This window comes from Erwinia sp. AnSW2-5 (assembly GCF_045107195.1).
In the GTDB taxonomy this organism is placed as follows: domain Bacteria; phylum Pseudomonadota; class Gammaproteobacteria; order Enterobacterales; family Enterobacteriaceae; genus Erwinia.
Genome location: NZ_JBJGXA010000024.1, coordinates 65,609 through 80,088 on the forward strand (window position 1 = coordinate 65,609; position 14,480 = coordinate 80,088).

At 53.4% G+C, this 14,480-nt stretch carries 14 protein-coding genes; 8 read left to right on the plus strand and 6 right to left on the minus strand.

Translation table 11 applies throughout. The annotated features are described in order from the left end of the window. Positions 1–4 precede the first annotated feature (4 nt). The 3 genes from ACFL9S_RS16385 to ACFL9S_RS16395 are packed head-to-tail and all read right to left on the minus strand — an operon-like array spanning position 5 to position 2,229. Positions 5–838 carry a hypothetical protein gene (locus tag ACFL9S_RS16385; protein ID WP_405262955.1) on the minus strand — a complete coding sequence of 278 codons (834 nt, stop codon included), beginning with the start codon at positions 836–838 and terminating at the stop codon, positions 5–7. Next, entirely contained in the window at positions 831–1,607 is a 777-nt protein-coding gene (locus tag ACFL9S_RS16390) for an AfsA-related hotdog domain-containing protein (RefSeq protein ID WP_405262956.1), read from the minus strand. The genes ACFL9S_RS16385 and ACFL9S_RS16390 overlap by 8 nt, the downstream gene beginning before the upstream one ends. Positions 1,608–1,617: 10 nt before the next feature. Next, the gene (locus tag ACFL9S_RS16395; protein ID WP_405262957.1) at positions 1,618–2,229 is read right to left on the minus strand and encodes a hypothetical protein; all 612 of its coding nucleotides are present in this window, start codon (positions 2,227–2,229) and stop codon (positions 1,618–1,620) included. Positions 2,230–2,421: 192 nt separating this feature from the next. On the opposite strand from ACFL9S_RS16395, the gene ACFL9S_RS16400 reads away from it, so the two are divergent. Continuing rightward, positions 2,422–3,348, plus strand: coding sequence for a LysR family transcriptional regulator (locus ACFL9S_RS16400; RefSeq protein WP_405262958.1), 927 nt, complete (start codon positions 2,422–2,424; stop codon positions 3,346–3,348). Between the two features lie 512 nt (positions 3,349–3,860). Here ACFL9S_RS16400 and ACFL9S_RS16405 read toward each other — a convergent pair. Then, positions 3,861–4,814, minus strand: a complete 954-nt coding sequence (locus tag ACFL9S_RS16405) for a LysR substrate-binding domain-containing protein (protein ID WP_405262959.1) — start codon at positions 4,812–4,814, stop codon at positions 3,861–3,863. Positions 4,815–4,895: 81 nt separating this feature from the next. Between ACFL9S_RS16405 and ACFL9S_RS16410 the strand changes: the two genes are divergently transcribed. From ACFL9S_RS16410 to ACFL9S_RS16440, 7 genes are all read left to right on the plus strand, one after another. After that, entirely contained in the window at positions 4,896–5,849 is a 954-nt protein-coding gene (locus tag ACFL9S_RS16410) for an MBL fold metallo-hydrolase (protein WP_405262960.1), read from the plus strand. A gap of 175 nt (positions 5,850–6,024) precedes the next feature. Then, positions 6,025–6,585, plus strand: coding sequence for a GNAT family N-acetyltransferase (locus ACFL9S_RS16415; protein ID WP_405262961.1), 561 nt, complete (start codon positions 6,025–6,027; stop codon positions 6,583–6,585). A 28-nt stretch (positions 6,586–6,613) separates the two neighbouring features. Then, positions 6,614–8,233, plus strand: coding sequence for an ABC transporter substrate-binding protein (locus ACFL9S_RS16420; RefSeq protein WP_405262962.1), 1,620 nt, complete (start codon positions 6,614–6,616; stop codon positions 8,231–8,233). A gap of 11 nt (positions 8,234–8,244) precedes the next feature. After that, positions 8,245–9,237 (plus strand): ABC transporter permease, encoded by a 993-nt coding sequence (locus tag ACFL9S_RS16425; RefSeq protein WP_405262963.1) that lies wholly within the window; start codon positions 8,245–8,247, stop codon positions 9,235–9,237. Between the two features lie 3 nt (positions 9,238–9,240). Further along, positions 9,241–10,077, plus strand: a complete 837-nt coding sequence (locus ACFL9S_RS16430; RefSeq protein ID WP_405262964.1) for an ABC transporter permease — start codon at positions 9,241–9,243, stop codon at positions 10,075–10,077. Continuing rightward, positions 10,074–11,669: a dipeptide ABC transporter ATP-binding protein gene (locus ACFL9S_RS16435; protein ID WP_405262965.1), complete on the plus strand. Its 1,596-nt coding sequence runs from the start codon at positions 10,074–10,076 to the stop codon at positions 11,667–11,669. The genes ACFL9S_RS16430 and ACFL9S_RS16435 overlap by 4 nt, the downstream gene beginning before the upstream one ends. Positions 11,670–11,693: 24 nt before the next feature. Then, positions 11,694–13,043: an LLM class flavin-dependent oxidoreductase gene (locus ACFL9S_RS16440; RefSeq protein ID WP_405262966.1), complete on the plus strand. Its 1,350-nt coding sequence runs from the start codon at positions 11,694–11,696 to the stop codon at positions 13,041–13,043. Positions 13,044–13,433: 390 nt separating this feature from the next. Here ACFL9S_RS16440 and ACFL9S_RS16445 read toward each other — a convergent pair whose 3' ends face one another. Together ACFL9S_RS16445 and ACFL9S_RS16450 are read right to left on the minus strand one after the other, a co-directional pair. Then, positions 13,434–13,766 carry a hypothetical protein gene (locus ACFL9S_RS16445; protein ID WP_405262967.1) on the minus strand — a complete coding sequence of 111 codons (333 nt, stop codon included), beginning with the start codon at positions 13,764–13,766 and terminating at the stop codon, positions 13,434–13,436. 34 nt (positions 13,767–13,800) lie between these two features. Continuing rightward, positions 13,801–14,004 (minus strand): hypothetical protein, encoded by a 204-nt coding sequence (locus ACFL9S_RS16450; protein WP_405262968.1) that lies wholly within the window; start codon positions 14,002–14,004, stop codon positions 13,801–13,803. Positions 14,005–14,480 lie beyond the last annotated feature (476 nt).

Below are 14,480 nucleotides of genomic sequence, written 5' to 3' on the forward strand. Positions count from 1 at the left end.
TTTATCACTCTAATGTAATTAATTCATCGAAAGAGCGGCCTTTTAGTTTTAAATGTGCATGGATGTCTCCACCCAAACCATAAAGACCTATTGCCCCCCCGTAGCTCTGGCGGGAACTCATATAAAGGACGACGACGTTAATAACACGGTTTTCATTGCGTTCATGATCCGGGAAAGGATCGGGTAATTCCGCCCAGTAATTTGCATTGCCGTTATGATCGGTGATAAATACGTTAGGTATGCCCAGTGGCCCCGGACGGCTTGGATTTTCAGTCATCAAATCTTTTTCACGAAGGCTCATTACTGTATAAACACTATCGGGAACAAGATGGCGAAAAGAAAACTCAAACAGAGCCCGCTTGCAATCTCCTGAAAGGGATACTTCAAGAATGCCCTCAGCACGTACCCAGTCTGCCAGAGTGACAGGAGGAATCTGCCGTTTACCGTCACTGCTACGGTAATCAGCTATTTGGCCTTCGTGCAGTGGCAGACTTGGCCGACTTTCGGTATTTGCTTGCGGTCGCTGCTCTGGTGCGAATAACATTCCGTAATTATTTAACGGGATAGGCAAAGGAAGGGTATGCAGGATTATATCCTTGAGCTCTTCCTGTGAAATATTTTCAATAACGCGCAGTATTTTGTAGGGTGTCGTATCTCCGAATACAGGAAGAGGGCTGTCAGCAGCAACGACCACGCTGCGCCATTCCAGCCCGTTATCTCCGGGAACCATGCCAACCACCACAAAGTTGCCTTTTTCGTCCATTACCTCCGCAGGGGGGTAAAGCGGCCCCTGTGTGGTAACAGCCAGACGATATTTCTGACTACTTAATTCAGGCATGTATCACCCCGTGTGCCGCGCCCTGCTGTTCAGCGATTGCCACCTGTATGGCCGCTTCAGCCAGTGACTTTTCCTTTTCAGAAATCAGCCCTGCAGGATAAACTGTGAACGATACATCCATAGTCGCGCAAAGCGTCTGATTCTGGCTCACGCGAACCTTAGCCCTGAAGCGTCCCCTACGATCATTAATATCTTTCTCAAGATATTCAAAATGAACCATTGCAGGTAAAGGAAACAGAAAACTTGAAAAATTAATTGCCATGCTGTTGATGACGTAATAACGCTCAGTTTCCTGCTTATAGATGAACTCTTCGGTAACAGCGATAAAAGCTTGACGGCTTGCCTCTACCAAAAGCATACCCTGAATATGTTGACCGCTCTGATGATCGGCCATGAGTTCACAGCGTTCATCAATCAGCAGTGGCATTGAAAAAAGGTCACTATTATGTTCGGTCTGTTCCGCTAAACCTATAAGGATATTGTGCTCAAGCTTTTTATGACAATGTGTATTTTTTTTATTATTAGCCAGTTCTTCCAGAGAGAAAATTTTAAGCTTGTTTCCATTAGTGGTGTTTTTTGCCTGATTTGAAATGACTTTCTCCGCGAAATCTTTACGTACGCCCTGGCCAATGATAATTTCGTGTTCCTTATCAAGGATATTGGCAGGGATCTGCGTCAGTAATTCCAGCTGGGAAATTGTCAGAGCATCTTTACCTTTTGCGAATTCATTAAACTTATCACCAACAACGAGCAGTTTTTTACAGTTCATTTATTATTCCTCAGCTACAACAGGCACGGTATATGCGGGTGTAAAGGCCCTCACTACCTCCGGTAATATAATTATCACCAGCCTGCTGGATGATTCCCTGGTAACGTGCATTAGTAAAGGCTTCCTTGTAGATATCTTTATTAACGTTAAAGGAAGAAATAAACATCACACCTGGCACGCCGCTGATAAGAGAGTGGAATGCTTCGAAGCTTTCAATCTTATCCTTGTTATCCCTTACGACATTAAAAATGGTTTCCTCACGCCACTGGCGGTATTGTTGATAATTTTTAGCGGGAACTTCAACGTGACGCAGTTGAATATAACTTGTTTCAGGGAGGTCTTTTTTATTGTCGATGGGGGACTCTACGAACTTAATAAGTTCCCTGCGAATATCTGCAGAAAGAACGTCAGAAAAATGATGGAATATTGACACCATCTCTTCTTCTATCCATGATATTTCTTTAATGTCATTAAATGAACGAAGTTCAAGCAATTCATTTACACCCTGTTCTTCACAAAAGTAATAACGTACGCTGTTAGTGCTTTTTAGTAACGAAAAATCATCAGCAGAAACATTATTTTTCAATGGGAAGCGCGATACCAGTACATAGTTAGATGACATTTTTATCTCCGGGGGATGTTTTATTAGGTTCGGAGGTAATTTATCAATCTGTGAAGTCGATGGAATTGTTAAATGTGTAATATAATTTTTGTATTATTGTAAGGTGCCCTTTTCCTGAAATGAAATTGCGTGTTATATCTGCGCGTAGCAAAAAAGGGTAGAATAATTTTTTTGATTGGCAGGATGTAATCTATGGCGACTACAGGGCACCTGATCAGCAACAACCTCCCCAGCGTTAAACAGCTTCAGTGCTTTTTAGCCGTTGCTCATGAGCTGAACTTTCGCAGAGCCGCCGAACGGCTCAGAATGACCCAGCCTCCCTTGACCCGACAGATCAAGTGCCTTGAAGCTGTTCTGGATCGGCAGCTGTTCAGCCGCAGTACACATGATGTCAGCCTGACAGAAGCTGGCCGGGCGCTGGTAATAAAAGCAGAGAAAATTCTTCAGGAACTCAGTGAGCTTAAAGCAGGCTCACGGTCATCAGAAAAGAGCCTGCGCATTGGCCTCACCCGGACTTTGAATTTTGAATTGATTGAGTCTGTTAACAGGCAGCTCAATAAACTGGACGCTGGCGGCGATGTTGAAACGCCGAATCTGACTTCTGCACAACTGCTTCAGTGCCTGTCGAAAAACACGCTTGATCTCGTGCTGACCGGAGAAAAGGGGATCGGCCATGAAGATATCGTCCAGTATCGCTGGGTATGCCGCGAACCGCTGCTGATGGCCATGCCGGCCATGCATCCTGCAAGTCTTAAGGAAAAAATATCGCTGGAAGACGTCAGTGATTTACCGCTCTTCTGGTTTGCAAGAAGCGCTAACCCGTCATTCTATGACAAGTGTGAAAGCTATTTTCATCTGCTTAAGTTCCCGCTTAAAAGGGTTAAAGAGCCTGATGACTCACTCGTTATGCTCACCCATATAGCGAGGGGAAAGGGATTTGCCCTGATGCCTCAGTCAAAATGTACGTTCAATCAGGAAGGGCTATGCTACCGCGAGCTGGCAGACTATGAATCGCAGAAACTGAATATAGATGTCTACGCTGCAACCCGTCTCAATGAAGAGTGGGAGGCAGTCCTGAATGCTCAGGACATATTATGTAATAACACCGTATCCGGTTGAAGACGTAATATGAGGCGTTACCGTTGGACAAATGGTCAATGAGGGGGTATCTATCCACTTTTAGTAAACACCCACAAAGCTGCCATATTAAATAAGAATACTATAAAAGTGCCAACTAAAAAATTATTTTCAAGCACAAAGTCAATGCTATAATCATAACTGCCGTTGAGATACTGGTGCGCATATTTATAAACGAAGGAAACTATTATGGAGATAATGAATGAAATAATAACTCTTTTTATTGAATTTATATTATTCAACTGATGGCGCAAAGACCAAATAGCCGAAATACTCAAACACAAAGGTACAAAGTATGCATTAAATGTCATTGGCTAACCCTCCGTTAATCAATGTTAGCCTACCGTTCAGGGCTTTTTTGTGGAACGGGTGCGATTGGATGAGATAAGCGCTTTGCCTCCTTATTATCCAGGATGGATGATTGAGCATCAGAACGCCGCTCGCCGCCAGGCATCCTCCCGTTCCTGCGATGTCGGTTGGTCACAATCAGACATTCAGTCCGCGCTGGCTGTCGTTTTATCCGCCCCCATTTTACTCATCTCCCCCCGCAGTTTTTCCAGCAGCCACAGCAGCGCCGGGTCGTGACTGCGGCGCGTGTTCCACATCAGGGAAAGCGAAAAGGCCGGGGCGCTGACCGGAACGGCGCTGAGCTGTAAGCCATAATGTTCAACCCAGCCGCTGGCCAGTCCTGCGGGAACGGTGGTCAGTGCGGGGATCTGTTTCAACATTAACGGCAGTGACGAGAAGTGAGGCGTCACATAACGCACCCGGCGGGAGAGATTTTGACGGGCCAGCTGTTCGTCTATCTGGCTGTGGCTGGCTCCGCGATAAGACACCAGGAGGTGATCGTGAGAGATATACTCCTCAAGGGTTAACGGCGAAGTAAGCGCTAACTGGAGGGGGTGCCAGAGCGTACAGAATTCCATGCGAGTCACAGGCTCTCGGATGACACCCGCAGGTATTCCCTGCCCGACAGAGATCGCCACATCCACCTTATCAAGCTGCACCAGCTCTTCGTCGAGAAACGGATCGCTGGCCGTTGTTTGCAACTGAATCCCGGGTGCCTCGTGGGCGAGCGTTGCCAGCAAACCTGGCATCAGCCAGCGTTCCACCCAGTCACTCATCCCCAGGCGGAAGGTGTGCTCGTCCGTTGCCGGGCTAAATGTGGGCGGCTGAAAAAGCACCTGCTGCATCTGCTCCATCATCGGCAGCAGTGAGGCGACCAGCGTCTCGGCACGCGGTGTTGGCGCCATGCCTTTTGCCGTGCGTACAAACAGAGGATCGTTAAACATGGTGCGCAGCCGCGCCAGCGCACCGCTGACGGCAGGTTGCCCCAGATGCAGTCGCTCAGCCGCACGGGATACGCTCCCTTCCCGGTGCAGCACCAGCAGCACCGTCAACAGATTCAGGTCAATACGGTTAAAATCACTTTCTCTGATGTTGTTCATTATTTTAATCAATTTGAATGATGATTTAGCGGTCAGGATACTGTCATCCACGCGAAAACAACACGACTAAGTGAGAATACAATGACGCTTCTGAAAATGCTGATTGCCAGCCTGGCCCTTTCTGGCTCCGCCCTGGCGGCAACCACGCCAGCACCACTGGATACTCAGGCACCGGGCTATTACCGTATGACGCTGGGCAAGCTGCGCATCACCGCCGTGTCTGACGGCACGGTCACTATACCGCTGGATAAATTACTGACCCATATCTCTCCGCAGCAGCTGCGCGAACGCATGGCCGCGGATGCCATGACCCCGCAGGCGGAGACCTCGATTAACGCCTTTGTGATTGATAATGGTCAGCAGCGGGTACTGGTGGATGCAGGCGCCGGCGATCTGTTTGGTCATAACGGCGGGCATCTGCTGGAAAATCTGGCGGCGGCAGGCTATCCGGCAGAGACCATCAATGCGGTACTGTTGACGCATATCCATGCCGATCACTCCGGTGGCGTGTCGCGCAGCGGCAAACCGGCATTCCCCAATGCGCAGGTGTACGTGGAAAAGAAAGATGTGGATTTCTGGCTTAACCCGGCCAACACCAGCAAGGTGGAAACCAGCCAGGCGCATACCTTTGCCGAGTCTGAACGCACTTTGCGGCCGGTGATAGAGGCAGGACGCCTGACAACCTTCTCTGCCCCGGCGACGGTATTCGCTGGCATCCGGGCGGTTCCGGCAGCGGGACACACTCCGGGAAGCGTGCTCTATCGTGTGGAAAGTGAAGGACAGACGCTGGTGCTGTGGGGCGATATCATTCACGCGAAAACGGTGCAGATGCCGGACCCGCATGTAGCGATTCACTTTGATGTTAACCAGAGCCAGGCCGTGCAGACGCGTGAAGCGGTGCTGGCACAGATGGCGCAGGAAGGTGACTGGGTTGCGGCCGCGCATATTGCCTTCCCGGGGTTTGGCCATGTCAAACGTGACGGCAGCGGTTACCGTTGGGTGGCGGCGAATTATACCACCCAATTAAGCCATTAATTATTCCGGGGCACGCCAGTGCCCCGAACCTTTTTTTATCCCGCCCGTACTCATTTTCTTTCCTGGCTGAGAGTAAGCTTTTAACTGCGCATCCTTATCATATTTTTATCTTTCACAGTTATTCATCATGCTGTTAATAATTGTCTCACCTTAACGCAACCTGGGTAGAGCGAGCATGACTGAACGTATTCGTTTAGCCAAACCGGAAGAAGCTGAATTACTGCATGGTCTGTTACAGCGTGCCTATGCACCGTTATTAACGCAGGGTATTCATTTCACCATTACCCAGGCCTCGGTAGCGGATGTTGCCGCCGTGATCGCCAGCGAATCGACCTTTGTTCTGGAACACGACGGGCAAGCGGTGGCCACGCTGACGGCACGCTTCCCGTGGACCGAGAACAAGCGACAGCTGGCGCCGTGGCCGTTCCTGCACTGGTTTGCCGTTGATCCGGCTCACAAAGGTCAGGGCCAGGGCAGCCGGATTATCCGCTATGTCGAAGAGAGTTTCTTGCGCGACACCTTAAAATCGCCTGCAGTGTATTTAGCCACCTCGATTAAACATCCGTGGTTGACAGACCTTTATTTACGCCGGGGTTATCAACCGTTTCACCGGGCAATTAACCCGCTGGGCGTGGAGCTGGTGTATTTAACCAAGGTGCTCGATCAGCAGCGTTATCAAAACGCCAGAATAAAAGAATACGTGCACGATTTTATTGAAAATTCACTCACCGCCTGAAATTGTTTATGAGTTATCTGGGAAAACTATGCGCTTAAATAATAAAGTGGCCATGATGGCCACGCTGTCATTGCTGTCGATCTCCATCGCTTCTTCTTTTGCTGCCGATAAACCGCGTTCCGGCGGGACCTTAACCTGGGGGGTGGAAACCGAGCCTAATACGCTCAACCCGCAACTGAATGGTCAGTCCAAAGCCGAGCTGATCCTGCGCGTGGCCTATGAATCGCTGCTGGCACGTAAAGCCGATGGCAGCTTTGTTCCGTGGCTGGCAGATAGCTACCGCGTTGAAGACGGCGGCAAACGCCTGCACTTCACCCTGCGAAAGGATGTGCACTTCTCCGACGGTGAGAAGTTTAACGCCCATGCGGTGGCAGAAAACTTCCGCCATATTCAGGACCCGGCGTACTGCGCAGGCTCCAGCCTGTGCGCACTGGGCAGCCATATCGCTACGGTCGAAACCCCGGATGACAATACGCTGGTGATCACGTTGAAAGACGCGTATTCACCCTTCCTCTCCTTTGCTGCCGGGCTGAAGCTGATTTCGCCAAAATCCTGGCAGTCGCCGCAGTTGAAAGCGGGCGGGACCGATCTCGCCGGAACCGGGCCGTTTATTCTGCAGCGCTATGAAAAAGGCCAGCAGATTGTCTATGTGAAAAACAAAGATTATCGCTGGGCATCGGCCAATGCGGCGCATCAGGGTCCGGCCTGGCTGGACGGCGTGACCTACCGTTTCCTGCCGGAATCGTCAGTACGCACCGGGGCGTTGCTGTCGGGCCAGGTGGATCTGATTGAAGGGGTTTCCGGCAATGATGCTGCTGAATTTAAAGATAACCCGGACTACAGCTATCAGCATGCGCTGAATGCCGGTACGCCTTATTCGCTGTTCCTGAATGTCGAATATGGCCCAACCCGGGAACAGAAAGTGCGTCAGGCGCTGTTACAGGGGCTGGATATTGACCCGATCCTGAAGTCGATCTATCGCGGCGAACGCACCCGCGTCTGGGGCATTACCTCACCGGTTGACCCGTTGTATGACGCCGGTCTGGAAGGAAAATACGGCAATAACCCCACGCTGGGCAACCAGCTGCTCGACGAAGCGGGCTGGACGAAACGCGATGCGGAAGGGTTCCGAACCAAAGACGGTCAGCGACTGAGCATCGAGATTATTCAGGCACAGGCCACGGTGCGTGACCAGCGCGACGTGCTGTTGCAGGCCATTCAGGCCCAGGCACGTCAGCGGTTGGGCGTTGAGCTGAAGCTGCGCTATGTCGATTCCGGCACCTACAGCGATCTGCGTAACAGCGGGCAGTTTGGCTCGATTGCCAACTCCAATACCGAAACTGACGGTATCGATATTGAAAACCACTATCTGCCGGTGAAGGCGGGAGGGGCGATCAACTACAGCCGCACATCGGCACCTGAACTGCTGCCGTGGCTGAAAGCCGCTTCCTCTACGCTGGATACCTCTGCGCGTCGGGGTTTCTATGGTCAGTTGCAGCACTTTGCGATTGTGCAGCAGGCGGTGGCGATCCCGTTATATGAGCCGGAAGATCAGATTGCCGCTGCCAGCTACGTGCATGGCGCGGGCTTCCGTCCCTTCAAACAGATGCCGGAAAATGCGTACGACATCTGGTTAAGCGATCACTAAAGGCGAACATCATGAGCAGCGAAACCACTCCCCTTCTCAAGCCAGTCATTCGGTCACGTCCGGCTCCGGCCACCACGCTGTGGTGGCGTATTAGCGGCCGCATTGGCGGTGGTGTTCTGGTGCTGTGGGCGGCAGTTAGCCTGTCGTTTATTGGCGTCTGGCTGGCACCGGGTGACATTGTCAGCCTGCTGGTGGGTGAGCAGGTGCGCACACCGGCTATCGAAGCCGCTATCCGCGCCGAGTGGGGGCTGGACCAGCCGCTGTGGCAGCAGTATCTGAGTTACCTGTGGCGTATTGCTCATGGTGATTTTGGTCGTTCCTACCTGCTGAATGTCGACGTGGGGCCGCTGGTTGGCTCACAGTTATTACCCACGCTGAAGCTCACCGGCGCGGCGCTGGTGGTCAGCGTGATCTTCGCACTGGTGGTGGCCGTGACCACGGCGCATCGTCGCTGGGGACGTCGACTGGCGAGCGGGCTGGAGCTGGTGCTGGCTTCCACCCCGTCATTCTGGCTGGGCATTGTTCTGCTGTTTATCTTCAGCTTTACGCTGCGCTGGTTCCCGGTAGCCGGAGACCGCAATTTCTCCGCGCTGGTGCTGCCTGCGCTGTCGCTGGGCCTCGCCCAGGGTGCGGTGGTGTCACAGGTGCTGCGTCGCGGGCTTGAAGATGCGCTCGATCAACCGTTTTCCCTGACGCTGCGTGCCTGGGGCATCGGCAATCTGCGGATACGTCTGCGCCACGCCCTGCGTCATGCGGCTCTGCCCGCCGTCACACTGACCGGCTGGCTGGTCGGCGGTCTGCTCAGTGGTGCGGTGATCACCGAACAGGTGTTCAGCCGTCCCGGCCTGGGCAAAGTGACGGTGGACGCGGTGCTGGGGAAAGACCTGCCCGTGGTGCTGGCCGTGGCGATCCTGTCCGCATTGATTTACGTGGTGATGAGCACGCTGGTAGACATTCTCTATCTGCTGCTGGATCCCCGCTTACGCCATCAGGAACAGGAGTAAAAGATGTCGGATATCGCCCGTTTACGCGTGCCGCTGCGCCTGCCCGTCGGGCTACTGCTGTCACTGTTGTTTCTTACCGTTCTGGCGCTGGCGGCCTGCTTCCCCGGCTGGCTGGCACCGCACGATCCGCTGCTGGCTGACCCGGTTAACGCCATGCTGGCCCCGTCCTGGCAGCATGTGTTAGGGACTGACCAGTTGGGGCGCGACCTGCTGAGCCGGGTGATTTATGGCAGCCGCTATTCACTGCTGATTTCTGTTGCCGCAATGATGCTGGCGGTACTGGGCGGCTGTCTGTTGGGGCTGCTGGCCGGGCTGGCGCGAGGGGTGCTCGATGAAGCCATCGGCCGCACCCTGGATGTGATCTCGGCCTTCCCGGATCTGCTGCTGGCGCTGATGCTGATTGCCTTTACCGGGCCTGGCACCACCAACCTGATTATTGCACTGGGCGTGGCATCGGTGCCGCGCTTTGCCCGAGTGGTCAGGGCGCAGACCTTCCTGGTGGCGCGTTCAGGCTACGTTGAACAGGCCCGCACCTTTGGCCTGCCCTGGCGGGTGCTGGTGTGGCGCCATGTGCTGCCCCATGCAATAGCGCAGGTGCCCGCGCTGGCAACGCTGGGGCTGGGAACGGCGATTATCGGTACGGCCGGGCTGAGTTTTCTGGGTATGGGACCGCAGCCGCCGACAGCGGAATGGGGCCTGATGCTGGCGGAAGGACGTAACTATCTGCGCAACGCCTGGTGGACCGGCGTCTGGCCGGGCGTGGCTATCACGCTGACCGTTGTGGCAGTCAATACGGTCGGTCGCCACTGGCAGGCGCATTTTGAAGGGAAAAGACTGTGACGGCACTGATTGATATTCACCACCTTAATATTCATTTTGGCCGTCATCACGCGGTGCGTGATTTCAGCCTGACCCTCCAGCCTGGCGAGTCCGTGGCGCTGGTGGGGGAATCCGGCTCGGGTAAAACGGTAACGGCGCGGGCACTGCTGGGATTGCAGGCCGCCGAAGCCCGGCTCAACGCTGAGACGTTCACCCTTATGGGGCAGCACGCGCTGGATTATTCCGAGCATCAATGGCGCACGGTGCGCGGGCGGCAAATTGGCTATGTATTACAGGATGCGCTGGTGTCACTCGATCCACTGCGCACGGTCGGGCAACAGCTGGCCGATGCGTTATGGGCTGCCCGGAACACCCCGCCCGAGGCGATTAAGGCCCGCAGCCTGCAACTGCTGCACGAAGCGGGTATTGCTGACGCGCAGCAGCGGCTGTCTGTGTATCCGCATCAGCTTTCCGGCGGCCTGCGTCAGCGGGTGCTGATTGCCTGTGCGCTGGCCGGAAAACCTGCCTTGCTGGTGGCCGATGAGCCGACCACCGCACTGGATATGACGGTGCAGCAGCAGATCCTGACCCTGCTGCGCAAACGGCGTGAACAGGGCCAGTCATTGTTGCTGATCAGCCACGATCTGGCGGTGGTGGCCGAACTGGCTGACCGCGTGCTGGTGATGCGTGAAGGCGAAGTGGTGGAGAGTGGCCCGACACATGCGCTGCTGACCGCCCCGCAACATCCCTGGACCCGCCGCCTGTTGCAGGCTATTCCCCGGCCACAGAACCGTGGCCTGCGCCTGGCCTCACCAGAACCACAACCACTGCCGGAGAAAGCGCCGCCCGGCGACGTGCTGATCAGTGTCAGCGGCGTACACAAATATTATGACGATCGCCATGTGGTGAACAATGTGTCGTTTGAACTGCGCGCCGGGGAAACCCTGGGCGTGGTGGGCGAGTCGGGTTCCGGTAAAAGCTCCCTGGCGCGGCTGGTGCTGGGGCTGACGGAGCCGCAGCGCGGTGAGATCACCATTGGCGGGCAGCGCTGGAGTCACCAGCCGGAAACGCTGCGCCGCGCGCGCCGTCAGCAGCTGCAGCTGATTGCGCAGGATCCGCTCAGCTCGTTTGACCCGCGTTACAACGTGGAACGGCTGATTGGTGAGAGCCTGGATGCCGCAGGCGTGTATGGCGAAGCCCGCCGACAGCGCGTGATCCAGCTGCTGGATGAAGTCAGCCTGAGCCGTAGCCTGCTGACGCGCTACCCGCGTGAGCTTTCCGGCGGTCAGCGCCAGCGTGTGGCCATCGCCCGCGCCTTTGCCCCTAATCCGGCGCTGCTGGTGGCCGACGAACCGGTCAGCGCTCTCGACGTCTCTGTACAGGCGCAGATCCTCGATTTGCTGGCGGAGATGCAGGCTGAACACCGGACGGCTCTGCTGTTTATATCGCACGACCTGGGCGTGATCCACCACCTTGCCGATCGGGTGCTGGTGATGAAAGAAGGCCGCGTAGTGGAAAGCGGCGAGGTCGGGCAGGTGTTTAACCGCCCTGCCCACCCCTGGACCCGACAATTACTGGACGCGCTGCCGGCACTGCCCGGCCGTGCTGCCTGATCTATCCCTGAAAGGAGTTTTATCATGAGTCAGACTCAATCCCGCATCCGTCTGGGCGCCATTATCCAGGGGCCCTCTGGCAATATGTCGGCCTGGCGTCACCCTGATGCGGTCAGCGATGCCAGCATCAACGTGGAATTTGTCACCGCGCTGGCGCAGCAGGCTGAACGGGCAAAATTTGATTTTCTGTTTGTGGCAGATGGCCTGTATATCAATGCCAAATCGATCCCGCACTTCCTCAACCGTTTTGAACCCATTACCCTGCTGTCGGCGTTAGCGCTGGTGACAAAAAAAATTGGCCTGGTGGCCACGTTGTCCACCTCTTACAGCGAGCCATTTACCGTGGCGCGTCAGTTCGCCAGCCTGGATCAGCTCAGCGGCGGGCGTGCCGGATGGAATGTGGTGACCTCACCGCTGGAAGGGTCGGCAAAGAACTTTTCCCGCGATCAGCACCCTGAGCACAGCGAGCGCTATCGTATTGCCAGCGAGTATTTGCAGGTGACCAAAGGGCTGTGGGATTCGTGGGAGGAAGATGCTTTTGTGCGTAACAAGCAGAGCGGCGAATTCTTTGCGCCGCAGAAGCTGCATACGCTGAACCACAAAGGCCACTACTTTTCCGTGCAGGGTCCGCTGAATGTTGGCCGTTCGCCGCAGGGGCGTCCGGTGATCTTCCAGGCCGGTGCCTCTGAGGCCGGTAAAGCCTTTGCCGCCGAAACCGCCGATGCCATTTATACCCGCCAGGAAACCCCGGAGCTGGCGCAGGCTTTTCGTGAAGATGTGCGTCGCCAGCTGGTGGCGCGCGGCCGCAATGCCGATGATATTCGCGTATTCCAGGGCATCAGCGTGATTATCGGTGACGACAGTGCCGATGCCGAGCGTCGTTATCAGCAGACGGCACAGCTGGTCACGCCGGAAAAAGCGCTGGAGTATCTTGGCCGTTACTTTGAGCACTATGACTTCAGCCAGCATGAACTGGATGCACCGTTCCCGGATATTGGCGACCTGGGGCAGAACAGTTTCCGCAGTACCACCGATACCATTAAGAAAGATGCGTATGCACGTGGTTTAACCCTGCGACAGACCGCGCTGGAAGCGGCTACACCGCGCCCGACCTTCTCCGGCACCGCAGAGCAGGTAGCGGATGGGCTGGAGCAGTGGTTTACCCGCGGTGCCGCCGATGGCTTTATCGTGCGCGGCGGCACGCCAACGGCGTTTGATGATTTTGTCGATCAGGTAATCCCGATCCTGCAACAGCGCGGATTGTATCGTGAGGACTATGAAGGCAATACCCTGCGCGAGCAGCTGGGGTTACGTGAGCCTGAGAACCAGTTTACGGGTCTGACGCTCAGTGGAACGAAAACTCACGCTAAGTGAGAAAGGTCGTCTGAAAAATCGATTAATGGACAGTGGTGTCCGTTAAATGCCATTTAACGATTAAAAACACACCCTTTTTAGCGCGTTTTTCACTGTCCACAATGTTTTGATTTATCAGACCAAAAAAATCCTTAACGTGTGAAACCGTTCCACTGAGCGTCAAACCCCAATTACAGCGGGGGCTGAAGGAATTTGGCAGCCTTTACTCGAAGAACAGACGATAGCATCGGAAATAAAATACCAGCAAAAACTGGTCGCTGATGAAATGGCTGCAAAAGCGCAAAGGCAACTGGAATTAGAAAAAGAGTTAACAAAGGGAAGGTTTCTGGATGGCCCGAGTTTATAGCCGCCTTGATAAGGCGGTTATGATATTAACGCAGAGATTAAATATCAGAACTTCCCGCCACAATCTGCGGAAAGGCCTTTGGCGAGGCAGAAATCAACCGACCCCATCCAATAAGGACCTCCACCGATTAATCCGGGATTATAATTAGCGTTGTAGGAGCCAACACCTTCTGACACATTGGGGACTGTTTGATAACCGTTTTGAATTCCGCTATAGACCATTGAGCCAGCAATCGTACCTAGAGCGCCCCCCGCAACGGGAGCACCAACTTCAGTCCCGATCGCAGTACCAATCGCGCCACCAATAGTAGTTGCAATAGTTTCACCAACATCACCGCCTGAAACTTGTTTTAATTCATCAACACTTAGCAATTTCATTTTGCAAAACCCCGATATCCAATATTAGTGGTACTCACAATGCAACCGGTTGTTTTTTTATTTTAAATATTAATGATATTGTAAGTCCAAAAATTAAAGACAAACCCAAATCAGTCCAAGTCGTAATGCTATTACCATGAAGCAAAGAAACAAAAGAAGTTGATAAATGAAAGACACCTGAAAAACAAAGCACACTCTCAAAAAATGAGATGATACCTCTCCTTCTTATTGAGGTCATGATACACCTCCTTGAACTACAGATAGTCCATTTTTTAGAGCTTTCCGATGATTCGGTATAGTGCCTTTCCATCCAAAACTTGGATTAAGGCGATAACTGTGCTAGCGTCCTATTTTTGGGCCTTGAAGAATAACGCTTAACTCTAAAAGAGACTTTATAGAGCGACTTACATTTGTCTTTTGCATATTTCATGAATCTGCTATATCAGCTTGGGCTACCTGAATATAATTTTCATAATCAAGATCAGCTAAAAGCACCATCAACACTTTAAACTGCTCACCAGTAAGTGTTTTAGCTAACAATGCCTTTCAAAAGCTGATTTTTGCCTTGGTCTGATTGTAAGTATCCCACCCAAACGGCCCATTCACTTTTAGAGATCTTCCGGCATACTGATTATGTCCTTGAAGGAGATCACCATGCGCAAAGCACGATTTACTGAGCACCAGATCATCACCGTTCTGAAGTCGGTTGAAGCC